This window comes from Psychrobacter sp. APC 3426 (genome assembly GCF_030408035.1).
Lineage (GTDB): Bacteria > Pseudomonadota > Gammaproteobacteria > Pseudomonadales > Moraxellaceae > Psychrobacter.
Genome location: NZ_JASDCF010000011.1, coordinates 1 through 21,212, shown reverse-complemented (window position 1 = coordinate 21,212; position 21,212 = coordinate 1). Strand labels below are relative to the sequence as shown.

At 44.2% G+C, this 21,212-nt stretch carries 18 protein-coding genes, 1 pseudogene and 1 riboswitch; of the genes and pseudogenes, 13 read left to right on the top strand and 6 right to left on the bottom strand.

Features of this window, described 5'->3' with window-relative positions; translation table 11 throughout:
* Positions 1-104 precede the first annotated feature (104 nt).
* Positions 105-249: riboswitch (TPP riboswitch) on the bottom strand.
* Between the two features lie 378 nt (positions 250-627).
* The 5 genes from pstS to phoU all read left to right on the top strand — a co-directional run bounded on the left by pstS (position 628) and on the right by phoU (position 6,000).
* A complete protein-coding gene (gene pstS, locus QL919_RS07405) occupies positions 628-1,791 on the top strand; it encodes a phosphate ABC transporter substrate-binding protein PstS (RefSeq protein ID WP_290188917.1) in 1,164 nt (387 codons plus the stop codon).
* A gap of 202 nt (positions 1,792-1,993) precedes the next feature.
* Positions 1,994-2,947 (top strand): phosphate ABC transporter permease subunit PstC, encoded by a 954-nt coding sequence (gene pstC, locus QL919_RS07400; protein WP_290188916.1) that lies wholly within the window; start codon positions 1,994-1,996, stop codon positions 2,945-2,947.
* Between the two features lie 107 nt (positions 2,948-3,054).
* Positions 3,055-3,972, top strand: coding sequence for a phosphate ABC transporter permease PstA (gene pstA, locus QL919_RS07395; RefSeq protein WP_356650114.1), 918 nt, complete (start codon positions 3,055-3,057; stop codon positions 3,970-3,972).
* Positions 3,973-4,223: 251 nt separating this feature from the next.
* The gene (gene pstB, locus QL919_RS07390; protein WP_290188979.1) at positions 4,224-4,982 is read left to right on the top strand and encodes a phosphate ABC transporter ATP-binding protein PstB; all 759 of its coding nucleotides are present in this window, start codon (positions 4,224-4,226) and stop codon (positions 4,980-4,982) included.
* Positions 4,983-5,205: 223 nt separating this feature from the next.
* Positions 5,206-6,000 carry a phosphate signaling complex protein PhoU gene (gene phoU, locus QL919_RS07385; RefSeq protein ID WP_290188915.1) on the top strand — a complete coding sequence of 265 codons (795 nt, stop codon included), beginning with the start codon at positions 5,206-5,208 and terminating at the stop codon, positions 5,998-6,000.
* 116 nt (positions 6,001-6,116) lie between these two features.
* Here the strand turns inward: phoU and QL919_RS07380 are convergent, their stop codons facing one another.
* Together QL919_RS07380 and argH are read right to left on the bottom strand one after the other, a co-directional pair.
* On the bottom strand, positions 6,117-6,407 hold the full coding sequence (locus QL919_RS07380) for an oxidative damage protection protein (RefSeq protein WP_290188914.1): 291 nt from the start codon (positions 6,405-6,407) through the stop codon (positions 6,117-6,119).
* Between the two features lie 226 nt (positions 6,408-6,633).
* Entirely contained in the window at positions 6,634-8,007 is a 1,374-nt protein-coding gene (argH, locus tag QL919_RS07375; protein ID WP_290188978.1) for an argininosuccinate lyase, read from the bottom strand.
* Positions 8,008-8,120: 113 nt separating this feature from the next.
* On the opposite strand from argH, the gene QL919_RS07370 reads away from it, so the two are divergent.
* The 6 genes from QL919_RS07370 to QL919_RS07345 all read left to right on the top strand — a co-directional run bounded on the left by QL919_RS07370 (position 8,121) and on the right by QL919_RS07345 (position 14,533).
* Positions 8,121-9,272: a sensor histidine kinase gene (locus tag QL919_RS07370; RefSeq protein ID WP_290188913.1), complete on the top strand. Its 1,152-nt coding sequence runs from the start codon at positions 8,121-8,123 to the stop codon at positions 9,270-9,272.
* 331 nt (positions 9,273-9,603) lie between these two features.
* On the top strand, positions 9,604-10,341 hold the full coding sequence (locus QL919_RS07365) for a LytTR family DNA-binding domain-containing protein (protein WP_290188912.1): 738 nt from the start codon (positions 9,604-9,606) through the stop codon (positions 10,339-10,341).
* A 233-nt stretch (positions 10,342-10,574) separates the two neighbouring features.
* Positions 10,575-11,609 (top strand): hydroxymethylbilane synthase, encoded by a 1,035-nt coding sequence (hemC, locus tag QL919_RS07360; RefSeq protein WP_290188911.1) that lies wholly within the window; start codon positions 10,575-10,577, stop codon positions 11,607-11,609.
* A gap of 54 nt (positions 11,610-11,663) precedes the next feature.
* Positions 11,664-12,794, top strand: coding sequence for a uroporphyrinogen-III synthase (locus QL919_RS07355; protein WP_290188910.1), 1,131 nt, complete (start codon positions 11,664-11,666; stop codon positions 12,792-12,794).
* 79 nt (positions 12,795-12,873) lie between these two features.
* Positions 12,874-13,896: a hypothetical protein gene (locus QL919_RS07350; protein ID WP_290188909.1), complete on the top strand. Its 1,023-nt coding sequence runs from the start codon at positions 12,874-12,876 to the stop codon at positions 13,894-13,896.
* Between the two features lie 145 nt (positions 13,897-14,041).
* Positions 14,042-14,533: an acyl-CoA thioesterase gene (locus QL919_RS07345; protein WP_290188908.1), complete on the top strand. Its 492-nt coding sequence runs from the start codon at positions 14,042-14,044 to the stop codon at positions 14,531-14,533.
* Between the two features lie 205 nt (positions 14,534-14,738).
* Here the strand turns inward: QL919_RS07345 and QL919_RS07340 are convergent.
* A protein-coding gene (locus QL919_RS07340) for an IS3 family transposase (RefSeq protein WP_290188907.1) occupies positions 14,739-15,934 on the bottom strand; the annotation gives its coding sequence in 2 pieces (ribosomal slippage) (positions 14,739-15,550 and positions 15,550-15,934; 1,197 coding nt in all).
* A gap of 162 nt (positions 15,935-16,096) precedes the next feature.
* Complete coding sequence (gene ribBA / locus QL919_RS07335) at positions 16,097-17,218, bottom strand: bifunctional 3,4-dihydroxy-2-butanone-4-phosphate synthase/GTP cyclohydrolase II (RefSeq protein WP_290188906.1); 1,122 nt, start codon at positions 17,216-17,218, stop codon at positions 16,097-16,099.
* A 261-nt stretch (positions 17,219-17,479) separates the two neighbouring features.
* Here ribBA and tnpB point away from each other — a divergent pair, with 261 nt between their 5' ends.
* Entirely contained in the window at positions 17,480-18,631 is a 1,152-nt protein-coding gene (gene tnpB, locus QL919_RS07330; RefSeq protein WP_290188905.1) for an IS200/IS605 family element RNA-guided endonuclease TnpB, read from the top strand.
* Between the two features lie 232 nt (positions 18,632-18,863).
* Here tnpB and QL919_RS07325 read toward each other — a convergent pair whose 3' ends face one another.
* Positions 18,864-20,153, bottom strand: coding sequence for a replication-associated recombination protein A (locus QL919_RS07325; RefSeq protein ID WP_290188904.1), 1,290 nt, complete (start codon positions 20,151-20,153; stop codon positions 18,864-18,866).
* Positions 20,154-20,415: 262 nt separating this feature from the next.
* On the opposite strand from QL919_RS07325, the gene QL919_RS07320 reads away from it, so the two are divergent.
* On the top strand, positions 20,416-20,970 hold the full coding sequence (locus QL919_RS07320) for a type IV secretion protein Rhs (RefSeq protein WP_290188903.1): 555 nt from the start codon (positions 20,416-20,418) through the stop codon (positions 20,968-20,970).
* A gap of 109 nt (positions 20,971-21,079) precedes the next feature.
* On the opposite strand, the pseudogene QL919_RS07315 reads toward QL919_RS07320, so the two are convergent.
* Positions 21,080-21,212: pseudogene (locus tag QL919_RS07315) on the bottom strand (IS5/IS1182 family transposase); the annotation flags it as partial.

Genomic DNA, 21,212 nt, shown 5'->3' with positions numbered 1-21,212 from the left:
TTTTTTAAATTGGGTGTCGCTATCGTTATTGGCTTCAAGCAAATAACATTAAAAATAGCAGTCAAAAACAACAAGGCATTTCTGCGCGTCTTTTTGCTAGGTAATAACATTTGCTCAGACTTCCCTGCGTCGGTACTAACCGCATCAGGTTCGGCGGGTGATCTCTCAGCGAATGTATCAAGGCGACTACTTGAATAAAACAAGATTGGTCAAGCGAGCCTTTAATACACCGCACCCCGAGTCTGTCAGTGTTGTGAATCAGTCTCATACTAACAAACTTCTGCAATGAGGGCTAGAGCGTGTCCTCAATCTGAACAAAAGAATGATTAATAGATTAAGGCATGCCTTTCGTTCAAGCGTTAGTGAGGTAAATGGAATGAGAGCGGTTAAGTTATGCTAAGCGGTGCCAAATAGCTAGATAGGAAGTTTTTGACAGTTGCAGCATCTAGATAAAGTTTAAAAAGGTGAGTCATTATTATTGTCCTAAACTTCTCTGGTTTAAAAAACGTCTAAAGTGAATAAAAGATTCATGTGGTTGTCATCAAACTGTCATAAAAACTTGTCAATATGTCACACATGTCACAAACAATGCTTTTTTGAATCGTTGTCAAACTTTAGGAGTCTTACATGCGTTATTCGTTATTAGCAGTCGCCGTTAGTTGTACCTTAGTACTCACAGCTTGTAATAAATCGACCGACCCTTCAAGCTCAGCTGCTGATAGCAGTAGCGCCGTAACAGCGGCTGAAACCACCACTAGTACAGCGTCTACTACAGCGACTGATTTTAAATCTGCTGAAAACATCGCCATGAATATCACCGGTGCAGGTGCTTCATTCCCGCAGCCTATTTATGCCAAATGGTCTTATGACTACAATGCCGCGACTGGCGGTCAGGTGAACTACCAATCAATCGGCTCTTCTGGTGGTATCAAACAAATCGAAGCAAAAACGGTAGACTTTGGTGCTTCTGATGCACCGATGACCCCTGAAGAGCTGGATGCAGCAGGACTTATTCAGTTTCCGACTGTGATTGGTGGCGTCGTACCGATTGTAAACATCGATGGCGTAGAGCCAGGTCAGCTGAAATTGGACGGTGCGGCTTTAGCTGATATCTATTTAGGCAAAATTAGCAACTGGAACGATCCTGCTATTGCTAACCTAAACCCAGACTTAACCTTGCCTGATGCCGCCATTACCACCGTATTTCGTTCGGACGGTTCAGGTACGACCTTTAACTTCACCGATTATCTGGCCAAAGTTTCAACTGACTGGAAAGACAGCGTTGGTGTCGATAAAACCGTCAAGTGGCCAACCTCTGCCACGGGCGCAGGTGGTAAAGGTAACGAGGGCGTATCAAGTTACGTCAATCGCATGAAAAACTCTATCGGCTACGTTGAGTACGCTTACGCCAAGCAAAACAACATGTCACATACGGCACTGAAAAATGCGGCTGGCAACTTCGTGCAGCCATCTGCTGAAACCTTTGCAGCGGCAGGTGATATCGACTGGTCACAGCAAGCAGGCTTTTATAAAGTCATTACCAACTCTGAGACTGAACAAGCGTGGCCAATCGCAGCGGCGACCTTTATCTTAGTACATAAGCAGCCAGAAAATCCGCAGCAAGTGGCTGGCGTGTTGAATTTCTTCGACTGGGCTTACGCTCAAGGCGATGATGATGCCTTAGCCCTTGATTATGTTCCTTTCTCTGATACCGCTGTTGCACTCTTTAAAGCCCAGTGGAATGAAGTCAAAGGCAGCGATGGTCAGCCAGTCTACACCCCAGCTCAGTAGTTTCTAAAAACCAGTAGTGATTCTCGAGTTACCCTCTTAAATAATTATTCTCCGGTAGTTGTTTAAGAGGTTTTATCACAACAAATTTAAAAGTGGAGCCGATAATGCATATTGATAGCGCTACTGATTTAGTTTGCTGCGATAAGACCTGATTAATCTTTTTGAACCTTTTGATTTAACCCTATTTAATGCTGAGACACTTATGAATGACCTAAGGTCCCAACTGGCTAAACAAAAACGTTACGACGCTTTATTCGTCAATGCAACCAAGGCTTTTGCCATCCTCGTCCTCTTATCCTTGGGCGGCATTTTAGTCTCTCTAATCATTGGCGCTTGGCCGAGTATTCAAGCATTTGGTCTCGGCTTTTATACCAGTAATAACTGGGATACGGTTGCCAATGAGTACGGTGCGCTAGCGCCTATTTACGGCACGCTGGTCACTTCGTTTATCGCTATTTTAATCGCTGTGCCAGTCAGCTTTGGTATTGCGATATTTCTGACCGAGATGTGTCCGAATTTCTTAAAAAAGCCCCTCGGTATCGCTATTGAGCTGCTGGCAGGTATCCCCTCTATCATTTACGGTATGTGGGGGTTGTTTGTATTTGCGCCCTTTTTTGGCGATCACATTCAGCCGTGGTTTATCGAACACGTCGGTCCACTGCCCATCATCGGTAAGCTGTTTACGGGTGCGCCAATGGGACTGGGCATGTTTACCGCTTCACTCGTACTTGCCATTATGATTATTCCTTTTATCGCGGCCACCATGCGCGATGTCTTTTCCGTGGTACCAGATTTATTAAAAGAATCGGCTTACGGCATGGGTGCGACGACTTGGGAAGTGATGTTTAAAATTATCTTACCGTATACCAAAGCTGGCGTCGTTGGTGGTGTCATCTTGGGACTGGGTCGTGCCCTTGGTGAGACCATGGCTGTGACATTCCTCATCGGCAACGCCTTTAATATCAGTCCAAGTCTATTTACTTCTGGGGTCACCATTACCTCAGCCCTTGCCAATGAATTTGCAGAAGCCTCTAGTGAGCTACATCTGGCGTCGTTATTACATTTAGGCTTAATTCTATTTGTCATTACTTTCATTGTGCTATCGCTCGCTAAGCTGATGCTAATGCGCATGGATCAAAAAGCAGGTAATCGATAGTTCTTAGGAGGTCATGGTAGATGTCGGCAGATATCTACAGAACATGATAGATAGTGATTGATAACAAGCAGCGATAAACAAGACTTTGGTAAAAACCTTGATAAAAAATGGAAATGAGCTTTATGCCTACTGATGCTATGAATTCAGCGTTACCTGCTAAGAGCAACTTTGAAGATCGTTATAACAAGCGCCTTTATAACAAACGGCGCTGGGCCAATAAGCTTGGTCTAGGCTTTGCCATGTCAGCAATGATTTTTGGCCTAATTTGGTTGTTTTGGATTTTATTTACGCTCTTCGTTGAAGGCTTCCAAGGCATGGTGCAAATGCCCATCTTTACTGCCGACACCCCGCCACCGATGAGTGCAGGTGGCTTACGCAACGCCATTGTCGGCTCAGTGATGTTGGCATTTTCGGGATTGTTTATCGGCGCTCCTATTGGCCTGATGACAGGGATTTATTTGTCTGAGTTTTCTCATGGCAGCATGCTTGGCAAAGTGACGCGCTTCTTAAACGATATTTTGCTCTCTGCACCGTCGATTGTCATTGGTCTCTTTATTTATGCCTTGATGGTAAAAGGCCAAAGCTTTTCTGGTTGGGCAGGCGCACTGGCATTGGCACTAATTGTCATTCCTGTGGTTGTGCGTACGACTGAAAACATGCTTAATTTAGTGCCCAACAGTATTCGTGAAGCGGCTTATGCACTGGGTACACCGAAGTGGAAAATGGTCACGCAAGTGACTATCAAAGCAGCTCGAGCGGGGCTGACCACAGGCGTATTGTTGGCCTTTGCCAGAATCACCGGTGAGACGGCGCCATTGCTATTTACGGCATTGAATAATCAATACTTTAGTACCGATATGAGTCAGCCAATTGCTAACTTGCCTAATACCATTTATCAGTTTGCTATGAGCCCTTATGACAATTGGCATGCACTCGCATGGGCAGCGGCACTGCTCATTACCACGTCGGTATTGGTCTTGAATGTCTTGGCAAGATTCATTGGCAGTCGAGGTCAAACCAAATAGCAGTCAGAGTCAATAAAGCCTGTCGCCAAATCACTCTACAGACAGCATTTACTTAAATTTATATTCATTAAGCTAGGTTGGATAACATTATGAATGACGTCATAAGCAAAGCCCGTACAACAACTAATACTAATAACTTTGATACGCCAACAGGCAATCTACTAAACAGACCGATGTCAACGTCAGCGCAAATGCAGCAGCCAGATGCGGCAAACTTAACCAAGCAAACACTGCATGATATTCCCAAAAACATGCCTGCAGCAAAAATGCAGATTCGTGATTTGAGTTTTTATTATGGGGATTTTCAGGCACTAAAAAACATCAATATCGACATTCCTGATAAAAAAGTGACTGCCTTTATCGGTCCATCAGGTTGCGGAAAATCGACCCTACTACGTACTTTCAATCGTATGTATGACTTATACCCAGGCATGCGTGCAGAAGGCAATATCAATCTTGATGGCAAAAATATCTTAGGTAAAGATGTCGATGTCAACTTGCTACGCGCGCAAGTCGGCATGGTCTTTCAGAAGCCGACGCCGTTTCCAATGTCGATATACGACAATGTCGCCTTTGGTGTGCGTCTCTATGAAAAGCTAAGCAAAGCTGAGCTGGATAATCGCGTGGAATGGGCGCTAAAAAAATCGGCATTGTGGCCAGAAGTGAAAGATAAGCTAAAAGCGTCGGGCTTGTCTTTATCAGGCGGACAGCAGCAACGACTGTGTATCGCCCGTAGTGTCGCTACCAAACCTGAAGTGCTGTTGCTTGATGAACCAACCTCAGCCCTAGACCCTATCTCAACGGGTGCAATCGAAGATTTGATAGAAGATTTGAAAAATGACTATACCATTGCCATCGTCACCCATAATATGCAGCAGGCGGCGCGAGTATCAGACTATACAGTCTATATGTATTTGGGCGATATGATTGAGATGGGCGAGACGGATCAAGTATTTACCACGCCTACGCAAAAAGCGACCGAAGACTACATTACCGGTCGTTATGGTTAACGTTGAGCAGATTAAAACTATTTATGTAAACTCAAAACATATCACGCTATAGCTGTTTGATTTTAAAAGTTACATGTACTGCTGGTGTGAATTTTGCGAAGCATCTGTCTGGCCTGCGCACAGCAAGCGAGGAAAATTTATCCCAGCAGCACGCCATTAACAGTGCCCTTCTTTTATGTTGAACTGACTACACTAAAATATGGATATTCAGGGAATACCTCTCATGCAAAGTGACAAGCATATCTCTAAAAGTTTTGACCAAGATTTGGATGAAGCCATTCGCTTATTTTTATACATGGGTGATAGCGCTGCCAACCAAGTCGCCAAAGCCATCCACGCCCTCATTGATAAAGATGAAGCACTGGCACAAGAAGTCATCGATATGGACTTCGATATCAATCGGATGGAAGTTGAACTCGATGAGCATATCTTATTACTGGTCGCCAAACGCCAGCCAGCTGCCAGTGATTTGCGCTTGGTCATGTCCATTAGCAAAGGTGTGGTTGATTTAGAGCGCATCGGCGATGAAGCGGTCAAAATCGCCCAAATGGCCAGTAAAATCGCAGCACAAGGCAAGTCATCATATGGTTACGCTGAGGTTCAGCATCTCAGCAATCAGGTTCGTATCATGCTACATAATGCGCTAGAAGCCTTTAGTCAGTCCAATGCGGAGCAGGCATTTGAAGTCATGCGTAATGATGGTTTGGTCAATGATGAATACCAATCGGCGATTCGTGCTTTGATGACTTATATCATGGAGGACGCACGGCACGTCTCAAAGGTCATTAATATCATGTGGGTATTGCGCGCGCTTGAGCGTGTTGGCGACCATGCACAGAACGTCGCTGAACTGGTGATTAACTATATTAGCGGGCAAGATGTGCGCCACTCAGACTATAAAATGGTAGAAAAAGCCGTGCAAGAAGCCAATAATAGAATGGCGGCACGCCAAGTCAGTACAACATCAGCCATCATGTCAGCGAATGACTTTGAGTTGCCAGATACTGATGAAGAATAACAAGAGAATCTTTTTGAACGGTGATTTTATCTTCAATAAAAAACGCGCTATTTCAACATAGCGCGTTTTTGTTTACAGCATAGGAACAACAAGATATTCCAATATATTTATACCAACTATTTTTCTGGCGTCCAGCCTTGAGCACGCTCATAATCTTCATTATCTAAAAACTTCTCACGTTGCTCGGTTAAAAACTTCTTGGCTTCAGGGTCCATCATGCTTAAATGATTTTCGTTAATCAGCATGGTTTGCTGCTCAAGCCACTCCTGCCATGCCTTTTCAGAGACAGTCTCTTGCAGCTCTTGACCTTTTTTGTTAGGAAAAGGCGGATGTGGCATTTTTGGCAATTCTTGCTGGTATTTGCGGCAAAACACGGTATGTGCTTGCGGGTTAAAAGTCTCAGTCATAAAATACTCCTTATTAAGTAAGTTATTCAGTCGAATATTGATATCACCCTATGATAGCGGTCTTGGTTAATTTAGCAAAGGGTATCAGGTGTATAGAAGGTAACAGCAAACCTGCTTAATACAAGTTTTGGCGATGTGATGACAAATAAAAACACTCGCCCTAACGATTAGATATTAGGAGCGAGTGTTAGATGTACAACGTTAAGGCCGTGTTTAAATCAAGCGTTTAGGCAAAGGCTTTTAAGCGTGCACGACCAGTAACGACCGCCTGCTTAACTTGATTGGGAGCAGTGCCGCCCAAATGATCACGCGCGGCTAATGAGCCTTCTAACGTTAAGAAGTCAAAGACATCATCACCAATGGCGTCGCTAAATTGCTGAAGCTGTGCCAGTGATAAGTCACTTAAATCAACGCCTTCTTTAATGCCTAAAGCGACGGCATTGCCGACCACTTCATGGGCATCACGGAATGCCACCCCTTGGCGTACCAAATAATCGGCTAGGTCAGTCGCCGTTGCATAGCCTTTCATGGTGGCTGCACGCATATTTTCTTTATTTGGCGTGATGTTCGGTAGCATATCAGCAAAGGCGAGTAGCGAACCAGTTAAGGTATCGACGCAATCAAATAGCGGCTCTTTGTCTTCTTGGTTGTCTTTATTATAAGCAAGTGGCTGGCTCTTCATCAGGCTTAATAATGTCATTAATTGACCAAAGACACGTGCTGCTTTACCGCGTACCAATTCTGGTACATCAGGGTTTTTCTTTTGCGGCATGATAGAGGAGCCAGTACAGAAGCGATCTGGTATCTGCACAAAGTTAAATTGCGCTGACATCCATAGGATAATCTCTTCACTCATGCGTGACATATGCATCATTAAAATAGAGGCCGCTGAGGTAAACTCAATAGCAAAATCACGGTCTGAAACCGCGTCTAATGAGTTCTGGCAAATGCCTTCAAAACCTAGCAATTCAGCAGTGATGGTACGATCGATGGGGAAGGTGGTACCAGCGAGAGCAGCACTACCAAGCGGCATTTGATTAATACGGCGACGGGCATCAACCAGACGCTCGGTATCGCGGTATAACATCTCAAACCATGCCATGACGTGATGACCAAAGCTCACAGGCTGAGCCGTTTGCAGATGTGTAAAGCCAGGCATAATCGTGTCAGTATGCTGCTCAGCCAAATCTAGTAAACCGCTCTGCAAACGTACCAATAGCGCAATGATATTGTCCGTTTCTTCACGCAACCATAGGCGGATATCAGTGGCAACCTGATCGTTACGGCTACGTCCCGTATGCAGCTTTTTACCCACCGCGCCAACGATATCAGTCAGGCGTGATTCAACGTTCATGTGTACGTCTTCAAGGGCAATAGACCAGTTAAATTCACCCGCTTCAATCTCGCGCAGCACCTGCTGTAGACCATCGATGATGGTTGCCACCTCGTCAGCTGTGAGAATGTCACATTCTTTTAGCATGGTGGCATGGGCGATTGAGCCTTGAATATCGTGACGGGCAAAGCGTTGGTCAAAGCCCACGGATGCGGTAAATGCAGCAACGAAGCTATCCGTCGCTTCACTAAAGCGTCCGCCCCACATTTGCTGGCCCTGACCACTGGTAGGGCTGCTTTGCGTCGCGTTATTTGTTATAGAGTCATCTGTGCTAGAATCAGAGGCAGATGCGTTTTTATTTAATTCAGGATTACTAGGATTTGAAGAGTTGGCGTTCATATCGGTACAAGACAAGTCAAGAGAATAAGAACTCAAGTATAGCAAATGATGAGGTTGCCTTACTAGCGGAGCGCTTAGAGTTTTTTATCCCCAAGCTCATGGAGGTCATGAGACCTTGGCAGTGGCTGGTTTATATCTTTTTTTGGTCACTATTTTTGACAGTTATTGACCGCCATGATTTGGCGACTTGGTCAGATTTTATGATTAAGTTTATGAGCCGAGTGATACAAAATACGCTCAGTATTATTCCCTCTCTATTCATCATCGATTATCTACGTCCCATCTTTAAAAGCATGAGCGTGCCCAAGGTCAGCATGTATGTGCTAGCGATACTCATGATTGCCTCGACCATTTCCATGACTTTAGTGCTGCTCGTTATGATTAATATGGGCTGGCACGAATATGACCTACAGAACTTCATCTTAGAAGTGGTCTTCGATCTTATGATTGCCGGCGGTTTTACCTTGGTGTTTTTGTTGTACTTTTTGCGCCGTTATCGTGAGATGCATGCCCTTAAGCAATCTTTTGAGCATAAGCTAAGTGCGCAAAATGACGTGATAAAAGCACGTATCACCCCGCATTTTTTCTTTAATACCATTAATACCTTGGTATCACTTATCGAGTCCAACCCGACACGCGCATCCTATCTCCTACAGCATGTCTCAGCATTGTTCCGTGCCAGCTTTAGTGGTGCCCGCGAAATCAGTTTCGAAGAAGAAATCGCCCTTTGTGAGCATTATTTGGCGATTGAGGCCAGCCGTCTAGCGGATAAGCTCGATGTAAAATGGCAGCTGCCTGACGAAGACATCATGTATGACATGGTTATTACCGCCTTAACCTTACAAAGTGTATTGGAAAAAATGCTGCTCAATGTGGTTGAGATGACCACTGAAACGATTTATATCAATATTGAAGTCACTTGGCACCAGCACCACGTCGCTATTACTATCAGTGTAAGACTGCCCAAAAAAACCTTAATGATTAATCATGACCTACGTCAGCATATGGATTTTTATATTCAGGCTGAGCGCTTGCGGGCTTATTTTGGTCAAAGTGCCGATATCAAAAGCACCGTTACCAGTACGCAAATTATTACGCTCATTGATTATCCGCTACAAGACGTGGGTTTATAAGGGTTGTCTTAAGCTTACTTATGAAAAATTAGTAAGTATTTAGAGTGGCATATTTATTGCAGTTTTATTGTATGGTTATGAATAAAAATAGCTTTTCCATCGTGCTGAAGTTGTGTTAAGTCTGCACAAAATATACCTTTGGAAAAGCTCAACTTGAGACGATTAATTTTTACTAAATACACAAAAATAAAATGAGTCTCAATAGCGATATATTTACAGGTCATTTTATTCGATAATTGAATGTTTCTATTCTAAGTACTTGGTAATAAATGCTAATATAGTCTTAATCCTTTTAAAAAAATATTAAGTATGCCCTAAAATAGGAGTTTGCATGCGGATCGTAGTTTGCGATGATGAGCCATTAGCGCGTGAGCGTTTGGTCAGAATCGTACAAGAGTCAGGTCATCAGGTGGTTGCTCAGGCAACGACAGGGGCAGAAGCCATCGTTGCCGTACAGACTGAGCAACCAGACATCATATTGTTAGACATACGTATGCCCGAAATGGATGGCGTACGCTGTGCCCAAGAGCTCAACAAACTTGAACATCCGCCAGCGATTATATTCGTTACCGCGTACGATCATTACGCCATTGCCGCCTTAAAGGCCAATGCGATTGGCTACTTATTAAAGCCGGCGAACAAAGACGAATTATTAGAAGCATTGAATAAAGCAAAAAGCTTAAACGCCGCGCAGCTTAATGAGATTCGTAAGCTTGAAGATCCTACAGCACGCCCACTACGTGAGCATATCGCCGCCCGTACCCATCGCGGTGTGGAGCTGATTAAGCTAAAAGACATCTATTATTTTACGGCCGATCAAAAGTACGTCAAAGTTCGTCACAAAGGTGGTATTGTGCTGATTGATGAGACGTTAAAAGAGCTTGAGCAGGAGTTTGAGGATCGTCTTTTTCGAGTACATCGCAACGCCATTATCAATTTGAGCTTTTTGGACTATCTAGAAACCTTAGATGCAGGGCAGTATCAAATACGTTTCAAAGGTATTGATGAGACACTAGCGGTTAGCCGTCGTCACCTGCCAGCGTTACGTGATAAAATCCAAAGTATGTAACCTGCTGTTTTAACAGCGAAATAATCATCCCATATCATCAAACCCTTATTTATGCTTAAATAGGGGTATTTTTTTGCGTCAGCAATCACTAACAATCTGTTATAGCGCCCTTTCTTTGTGGCAAATCATCAGTAACGTCTAGTACTGATTACGACTGAATGTATGTACTGACAGTATGTAGTACTGATATGAACAGCACTGATATTATAGTATCAAACTTATTGAGGCCCTTTATGAGCAATCTGCAGCAACCTGCTTTGACCACCTTAAACATCGCCACTCGCCAAAGCCCTTTAGCACTATGGCAAGCTGAGCATATTCGCGCTCGTTTATTAGAGATGTATCCTCAGATGACGATCAACTTACTCAAAATCGTCACAAAGGGTGACAAGATTTTGGACACACCATTGGCCAAAATTGGCGGTAAAGGTCTCTTTGTTAAAGAGCTTGAGCAAGCGCTTTATAATAAAGAAGCAGATATTGCCGTGCATTCACTAAAAGACGTGCCGATGCAGCTGCCTGAAGGGTTGATGCTGGGTGTTTATTGCAAACGCGCTTCACCAACCGATGCCTTCGTGTCCAATACCTATAATAGTATCGATGAGCTGCCACAAGGCGCGGTAGTCGGTACGTCAAGTTTGCGCCGTCAGTGTCAAATCAAAGCCTATCGCCCAGATTTACAAATCAAAACCCTGCGCGGTAACGTTGGCACCCGTTTGGGTAAGCTAGATGCTGGCGAATACGATGCGATTATTTTAGCGACCAGTGGACTACAGCGTATCGAGCTGGATGAGCGCATACGCGGCGAGCTTGATATCGATGCTTGCTTACCGGCGGTTGGACAAGGCGCATTGGCGATTGAGTGCCGCGAAGGTGATGATGAGGTATTAAAGCTGTTGGCGCCGCTAAATGATGACAAAGCTCGTATTCGCCTTATCGCTGAGCGCGCGTTAAACCGTCACCTAGAGGGCGGTTGCCAAGTACCCATCGCCGCCTATGCCGTGTTGCAGATGGCAGATGAAACCAGCAGCAATAATGATGCGAACGGTGACAATGGCAATAACGACAATGGCAATGTATTGTGGTTGCGTGGTCGAGTAGGGCAAGCCGATGGTAGCGAGCTGTTAAAAGCAGAAAAACGCGTCACATTAACTGGCGCACAAGATGAGCAAGAAGCGCAGGCCAATCAGCTCGGTATCGATGTGGCAGAGATGCTGCTTGCTGATGGTGCTGGTGATATTTTGTCAGCGATTTATAATCCTCAATAACCAATCAGTACTGTCATCCCTTCAGTCATAGACTACTCATTTTTGAATCAGTCTATGACTACACTCATTTCATCAGCCTTTTGTCATGGTACGTCTATGTCATCAACACTCAATCACGCCAAGCCTCATTCGAACGACCAAGCAAATAGTCAGCCAAATGAGCCGCCAAGCAAGCAATCAAATCAGCAGCTAAATCAGCAATCATCACAACTGCGAGTGGTCATCAATACTCGGCCTGTAGAGCGTGCCGCACCGTTGACGCAGCATTTACAGTCAGCAGGTCTAAGCGTGGTTGAGATGCCGATGTTGGCACTACAGTCGCGTCCTACGACTGATGATGATATGGCACTCATGCGCCAGTGGCTGGCAGGTGATTATCAGGCACTGGTGATTGTTAGCCCAACGGCTGCTGCGTCAGGGCTAGCAGTTTGGCAAGTGCTTGAGCGCCAAGCCCGAGAGCATGAGGGCAGTGGCAACGAAGCCAATAAAGACCATGAGGCAGCGTTGCAAAATTTAAAAGCGCCCAGTCATCTGATTGCTGTTGGTGATGCGACAGCAGCAGTATTGAATAATGCCAAAATTGATGCGGCAAGCTATCAAGTACTGCAGCCAGGCGTGGCCAATAACGAGGGTATGCTAGCCATGCCTGAAGTTGAAAGCCTACAAGCGGGCGATAAGTTACTGGTATGGCGCGGACTTGGCGGACGACGATTATTGGTCAATACGCTACAAGCGCGCGGTGTGCATATCGATAGTATCGCGTGGTATGAGCGTAAGATGCCTCTCAATGCTAAAGAAGAATATAAGCAATGGCTAACAGGTTTTTATGCTGATAATCTTAATCAGACTGATGAGCTATCAGAGCAGGTTGAGTCCAAGCTAAAGCCCATCGTTATCGTCAGTAGTGGGACAGCCTTTGAACATTGGAGTCGTATCGTTGCAGAAGTAACAGCAACTGATGAGCGAGAGGCTGATGAAGGAAAATCAGAGCGTCCATCAGAGCCTCAATTGGTGAGTGAGACAAATCATCGTTGGTCGCTTAAGCTATCTGACTTCGTTTATGTGGTACTGGGAGAGCGCTTGGCTAATATGGTCGCTGAGCAGCAGTTAAGCCATTGGCGTGTAGAAAATTTGGCGCCTGAAACCATTCTTGCCGCTATTAATTCCACAGAATATTCATGCTAAAAATTGGCTTGGCACTTTATGCTGCTGTTTCTTTCACCTTTTCCAATATGTTCCAACCTATCACTAACGGTGCTGCACTATGTCAACGAATTCTGAGCCTTTAAAGGATCCCTCTGCTGTCCAGCAGCGCCGGCAAGCAAATATGTTACTGATACGCATGCAGTGGGTGGTAATCTTACTACTTATCGCCGCATTACTCTGGTTATATATTAGTCAGCAGCGTTTTCAAAACAGTGTCAACGAACGCTTGCAAAGCAACGAGCAGGTGGTCAGCCGTTTAAACGACATGGATGATCGCTTGTTTGCCATGAGCCAGCAGACTTTACCGGAGCCTAGGACGGCAGCCAGTAGCCAAGCGCAAAATCAGCTAGATTTATTGCGTATTCAAATACAGGCCGCTGATAGGTTATTGGTAGACAACAACGATAGTGCAGCGATTGATTTGCTGCGAGGTTTACACTGGCAGCTTTCCCAAAGCAGCAATGAGATTGCTCCTGCTCTAACCGTCGTTATTAAGCAAAGCTTGCTAAAAGACATTGAACGTTTGCAAGCACAAAGCTCACAACCAAGCCCTTGGCAAATTCAAAACCTTGCCATTCAGAATATTCAACAGTTTCTGCATAGCCATGAAACTGCAGGTCGCATTGATAGTAGTGCCAGTAATAGCAATGCCAATAAAGGCACTATCAGTATGCAAAATGGGACTCAAAAAAACAGCACCATAAAAAATGAAGTTGCTTTGACCCGCCGACAGTTAGTGGTTCATGAGGTCATTATGACGTTAAACTTAGCCAGCCAAGCCAGCAATATGCGTGAGCATGACCAACTTATTCGCTACCTGAGACAGGCACGCAAACAGCTGGCAACATTGCAACCGACATCAGCGGTCAGCAAAACTCAGCAGCCATCAGCGGCAACGAAGACTAATAGTGATAGTCGCAGTGTTAATAGTAAGCAGAATGACCTTGCCAAGAATTTGGAAACGATGAAAGCACCGAGTGATATCCCAGAGGTGATTGATTGGTTGGATCAGCTGATTGCCAACGCACCAAAACCAACGCCATTATTAACCACGCAAATTTTGGACAAACCTCAGCGCTAATAGATATGTTAGATAAATAATATAGGTGATTCAATTTAAAAAAGGTACAAGGCAACTGAGTGCAGATGTATATGTAATACTTCAAGCGAGGTTAACGATGTAACTTTTTTATAGTGGATTGACTATAGAATAATAAAGGTAAACTATGACCGATTTTAACAAAACAGCTCAATCTACAGCGAATACAGCAGAAAAAACGACGCCTACTGAGTTGGCAAACTATCCAGTAATACACAATCAGCCCATTCATTGGGGCGAGATGGATGCCTTTAATCATTTGAATAATGTGGTGTTCTATCGTTATGCTGAATCAGCGCGCATCGCTTATTTACAAATTTTGGGTATGTTTGATGGCAGTATGGTGACCGTCCTTGCTCAGTCTAGCTGTCAGTATTTACGTCCAGTCGTATATCCTGACACTCTATTGTTGGGCGTACGCTGCCAACGCTTGGGCACGACCAGTATTGTTATAGAATATAGCTACTATAGCACTGCGCAGCAAGCTGTGGTTGCTACTGCTGAAGCTGTGATAGTACGCTTAGAGAGTGATGGCAAAACTAAGCTGCCATGGACACTCGAGGAGCGTGAGCGCTTGTTGGCGCTGGAACAAACAGTCGGTCACACGCCTAATCTATAGTCAACAAACCCTAAAAACGCTACGGTATTGCTGATATCAATTTTTTGTAGCCTCTGTCTGCGCAAGCACAGCAAGCAAGAAAAATTGATATCAGCAGTGCGTAATGTATCGATATTACTTTTCACTAACTATATCACTGACGTCACTGCAATTTATAGCTAAGCGGTAAAATAGTTGATGTCCCGTCCTAGAATAGGTTGAGAGTTTATGAGAAGTCAGATACTGCAAGTATCTGACTTTTTCTTTGAGAGTTATATCCTATATTTCTATGGACTTGGTTCGGTGTTAGCATATTTAAACTCAAATGCGGTCGCCTCTCATTATAGATATGAATAGACTCTTTAATCAGTACTTTCAATTCGTTAAAGGTATTACACTCGTACAGCAGGAACTCATACTTTAGTATGCCATTGATTCTTTCAGCCAAGGCATTTTGGTAGCAATCATAGCCATCCGTCATTGATGGAACTATTTTATAGGCCTGTAGCGCCTCTTGGTATAGCTCGGAGCAGTACTGTAGCCCTCTGTCTGAATGATGAATAGCAGTATGATCATAGCAGCGGTTAGACTGCACCATCTTTAATGCTTTGACCACACTGCAAGCTCTCATATCCTCACTTAAATGATAGCCCATAATATGTCTTGAATAAGCATCTGTCACCAGTGATAAATAGTGAGTACCCTCACCAGACTTTACGTAGGTGATGTCTGCCACGAGTACTTGCTCTGGCATGAAAGGTTGGTTTTGATTATCCTTTAACAAATTAGGATGTTTCTTGAGCCAGTGCTTACTGTTAGTCGTCTTAGTATAGCTACGTTTGGGTTTCACCAGTAAGTCATTTGTCCGTAAGTAATCAAAGAAGCCATCTCGTCCTAGTTTAATACCCGCATCTATAAGCTTAGGTTTGATCAGGTAGTACAGTTTACGTCCCCCAAGCTTTGGCATGAACTGACGATAAAAACCAATCCACTGTGACAGTACAGCTAAACTCACTTGTCCGTTTTGCTTGAGTTGCCAGAGACTGTCGTGACAGACTTTTTTCTCAGGTTTACTCCATAGTCTTTGTCGTAAACGTCAATCATAGTATTTAGAATAAGATTACGATCTCTTTCATCTGCAAGCTCTCGCTCTAGGCGTTTTATCCGCTGAGCGGGTGTTTCTACACTAGAGTTATGGACTGACATAGGGCAACGCCTCCGCTGGTTAAAACCTGTCCAGTCTAATTTACCATGCTTTCGTAGCCATACCAATACGGTACTACGACCCTGAATACCATAAATAGCTTGCGCTTGTTTATAGGTCATGTCGCCTTTTTCAACACTACTTACAACGCTTAATTTAAAGCCTAAGGTGTAATCTTTTTGACTACGCTTAGCTCTTTTGTTCTCTATGTTTGACATAATACCGCCTAAAATGTGTCAACTCATTCTAGGACGGGACATGAACAATAAAAAGGCACGCTAATCTGATTAGCGTGCCTTTTTTGAGTGCGTTTCTCAGCACTTGTTTTGAGCAGTTTTCCGAAGGGCTTATCATGAGTTTAATAACCCAACTTAAGCCACTTAGTCGTCTTGACCTTGCGCTGGCGCATGCACAAAATCTACCACATTTAAATCAAAGCCTGATAGCGCATAGAATTTCATTGGCGATGATAGCAGGCGCATATCACGAACGCCAAGATGACGTAAAATCTGCGCGCCCACCCCTATGCTACGATATGGCTGCTGGGTAATCGTCGATAGCGATTCATTGTCTGCAGCCTTGTCTAGGGCATCACCCAAATCAATCGGTTGATGGCTACCAATCCAAACCAACACACCGCGCTCTGAAGCGCTAATCTCTTCCATCGCTGACTGCACACTCCAGCCACTACGACCTGTGGTATCGTTTTTGGCCGCGAACAAGTCACGTAACGGATGGAAACCATGGACACGGACGGTGCTGACGCCTTCGCTCACATCACCTTTTACCAAGGCAATATGCGTTTCATCTGCACCAAACTCACGGAAACGATGTAGGGTAAAGGTGCCGTGCTCTGTTTCGAAAGGACGCGACTCAATTTCTTCTACCGTTTGCTCATTGGCAATGCGATAGTTAATCAGGTCAGCAATCGTGCCCATCTTGATGCCATGTTCTTTAGCAAATATCTCAAGATCATCACGGCGTGCCATCGTACCGTCAGCATTGATGATTTCTACGATGACGGCTGCTGGCTCTAGACCTGCTAGGCGCGCCAAATCACAACCCGCTTCTGTATGACCGGCACGATGTAGGACACCGCCATTTTGTGCCATGATTGGAAAGATATGACCAGGCTGAACGATGTCTTCTGGCTTCGCTGCCGATGATACCGCCGCTTGAATAGTACGCGCGCGATCTGCAGCAGAGATACCGGTAGTGACACCTTCAGCCGCTTCGATAGACACCGTAAAGTTGGTACTGAATTTTGCCTCGTTACGATCTGACATCAGTGGCAATGCCAACTGTTGGCAACGTGCTTGCGATAAGGTCAAGCACACCAAGCCGCGTGCATGGGTAATCATAAAGTTAATATCTTCAGGGCGCACATGCGTCGCTGCCATAATGATATCGCCTTCGTTTTCGCGGTCTTCATCATCCATCAAGATGACCATTTTTCCAGCACGAATGTCTTTGATAATCTCAGGAATCGTATTTAAACTCATAGTAAGTCTCAATATTTTATTATTTATAGATAGGTGTGATTTGGAATATAAAGCGTTGTCTGACTATTGTAGCAGTAGACGCTACAGAGCGCTGTTGCGGTTAAGCAAAGTAAGCTCGACCGAATGGATCGACTGTAGGCGCTATTGAATCATTGCTTATATATCAATATGAGGACATTTTAACATTTTCAGCGCAGAATTCCCCTACTTCTAAAGTAGTGGGATGAATGCGTCAGACTTTTGATATGGTACAATAGCTTCATGCCAAAACAAATCCTAAAAGCCCATAAAGTAAGATTATACCCTAATGAGGGTCAGCAAATATTTTTTGCTAAATCATTTGGCTGCACACGCTTTATTTGGAATAGGATGCTTAGTGACAAGATTGAGTATTACAACGAGCATAAGACCGAGCTTAAAAACACTCCTGCTCACTATAAAAAAGAATTTGAATGGCTTAAAGAAGTCGATAGCCTGGCACTAGCCAACGTACAACAAAACCTTCGGACGGCTTATAGTAAGTTTTTCAAGCAAGGTTTAGGCTTCCCAAAATTCAAGAAAAAAGGAATTAAGGATAGTTATACGACCAACAACCAAAAGGGCACAGTGGCGATCACAGACAGCACTGTCAAACTGCCTAAAATAGGTCACATCAACGCTAAATTTCCAAGCAAGGTAAATGGCTTAATAAAGAGCGCCACCATCAGCCGCACCCCATCAGGCAAGTACTATGCCAGTCTATTGGTTGAAACCATCGCTACAACACTGCCAAAAACCCACTCTAACATCGGCATTGATTTAGGACTGACTGACTTTATCGTCTTATCGGACGGTACAAAAGTTGCCAATCCTACCTTTTTATCTAAGCTGCAACATAAGCTTGCGCGAGAACAAAAGATACTGGCCAAGCGTAGAGAAGTGGCCAAAGCGGATCAACGAAAGCTGTCAGAGAGCCGCAACTATCAAAAGCAAAAAGTTAAAGTCGCCAAAGTCTACGAGCGTATCACGAATTGCCGAAAAGACTTTCTACACAAACTCTCATTCAATCTCATCAAAAACCACGATGTGATTGCGATTGAGGACTTAAACGTCAAAGGCATGGTTAAGAATAGAAAGCTTGCTAAAGCCATATCAGACAGCTCATGGTCAACCTTCACCACCATGCTGAACTACAAGGCTGAATGGTACGGCAAAACGCTTGTCAAAATAGACCGATGGTATCCATCTTCTAAGACCTGCTCAGGCTGTGGTCACTTACTGACTAAGTCTGAGCTACCATTACAGGTGAGATCATGGAATTGTCCGAGTTGCCAGCAAAAGCATGATAGAGACATCAACGCCAGTAGCAACATCCTAAACGAAGGACTAAGGCTGGCAACACTCAAAACCGTCGGTGCGACGGGGTTAGCTTAGTCCATTTGCCTAACCGCTGATACAAAACATCGTATCAAGTATGGGTACTACCTAAGAAATCGCCACCTCTTTAGGTGGTCGGTAGTTCATCGCTTTTCATCCCAATGTGCTGACTCATCTCAAAACTATATGGGCCAGGCTGTCGAAAATCGTCATCAGTATTATCAATGGTTGCTACCATTTATGCATTAAAGCGCATATTACACAATGGGATGAGCAATATTATGCATGGTTATTCATTACTCTCCGCTTGGCTTTTTAGCCAATCCATAAACTGCTTGCTGTGTTGTTCGCGTTGATTGTCAGCGAATTCATAAAAGCTCATACCGATTAAATTGTCTGGTAAATAATGCTGCGGATAATAGTGGTTGGGGTAATCGTGTGGATAAGCGTAACCTTGACCATAGCCTTGATTGCGCATCAGTTTGGTCACGCCATTACGCAAATGTAGCGGCACAGGGGAGGCGTCTTTTTCTGCCAACGCCATCGCCGCATTGATGGCTTTATAGGTGCTATTGCTTTTGGCACTGGTCGCTAGATACACCACAACTTGCCCCAAGATAATACGTGCTTCTGGCATGCCGATTGATTGCACACTACGTAATGCTGCATCCGCGAGGAGTAGGGCATTAGGATTGGCATTTCCGATATCTTCGCTCGCCAAGATGACCAAGCGCCGCGCAATGAAGTCAGCAGGCTCACCGCCAACCAACATCCTTGCCATCCAATAAAGTGCCGCATCTGGGTCTGAGCCGCGTACGGATTTTATCATGGCAGATATAATATCGTAATGCTGCTCACCATCTTTGTCATAGCGGACTAAAGCTGTCTGAGCGACACGGGCAACCAATTCATCATCAATGACAAGCGATGACTGCTTAGTATCTGCCGTTTGAATGGCAAGCTCTAATAAATTCAGTGCCTTTCTCGCATCGCCATGTGCCAATTGGCTAATCGTCTGTTGTGCCTGCAGATCAATCGTCAGCTGCTTCAATACAGAGTCTTCTGAGATTGCGCGCTGTAATACCGCACTGATTTGTTCAGGTGTCAGCGGCTCTAAACGATATACTTGGCAACGTGATAGTAGCGCATTGTTAACGCTAAAAGAGGGGTTTTCAGTCGTTGCCCCAATTAACGTGATATCACCAGACTCTACTGCGCCCAGTAACGCATCCTGCTGGGCTTTATTAAAACGATGAATCTCATCGATGAACACCACAGGCGACTCAAAGCTTAATGAATCCTTGGTGTCTAGCACTTCGCGCAACTGCTTGACCCCAGTATTCAAGGCAGAAAGCGCGTGAAAAGGTCGTTCAACCGCATCAGCCAATAACATCGCGATGGTGGTTTTACCAATACCTGCTTCACCATGCAAAATAATCGATGGCAAATGTCCTTGCTCGACCAAGCGCCGTAGCGGTGCACCTGCTGCGAGTAGATGTTCTTGTCCAATAATGGCATCAAGTGACGTTGGACGCATACGCTGGGCAAGTGGCGTATCAGCATGAAAATTAGGTGGCATAAAGGTCTCTATTATCAATTAAACAACTTTTAATTTTTATGGGGTAAAGTCTTTATTTTAAGCTTGATATGAAAAAAACATACTCTAGCTAGGCTAACGCAGATTTACGTTAATAAAAGTCAGCTAAGTGTACAGCTTATGTCTTAAGGGCTTTATTTTTTAATTTTTTACCCTTATTAAAGGCTTAATAGTTCTATAACGAATCGTACTTATCAAATAGCATCTATAAATGCTCAGTTTTTGAATATAAGGTAAGACAGTAATGAGGTTGCAGTCGACTTTCAAGCGCTTATTTAAGCGGTACTTAGACGTTAAACGTACTAAGCAGCAGTCACGTGCGCTGACGACTGGTGAGATAGCGCTGGGACGCTCAGTATTTGGTGACAGTATTAACTTGGATACGGTTCAGCTTAAGACGGCTTGGTGGGTGTTAAAAAACTATGCCGTTAGTCCTAATGGCAATATCTACTTTAACCCAGCAGATTGGATAACGGATTTTAGCCAATCATCATTGAGTAAACAAAGTTGGCTGATACATGAGCTGACTCATGTATGGCAATTGCAACAAGGGCTAAAGGTAGTGCGCGGTGCCCTTATCGATCGTCGTTATGATTATGTGCTAAAAACAGGAAAATCCTTTTTTAAGTATGGTATCGAACAGCAGGCACGCATGGTACAAGATTATTTTATCCGTCGTCATCGTGGTCATGACTGCCGAGATTTTGAGAGCTGTATCCCGTTTTTAACCGTGGCGTCGGCTAGTGATCCCCATTCTAGTAGCGCAAATAATAGTGTCGACAGCTCGTTCACAGTTTAGTCTTCATATTGTGAACAATAGCCACTATGATAAAAACTCGCTTAAGATATAGCAAGTAAGCAGCTCAGCTAAGCAATGTTATTAATTAATAATAGACCTCTTGCAAAAGTCATAATTTAAGCTCGGAATTAATGATACCAGCAAACAGCTTCATTCTAAGATCATAGCGCTGACGACGGTTGCGATATTTATGAGCCACGATTTTAAACAACTTGATTAAGCCTATTTTGTGCTCAACCACA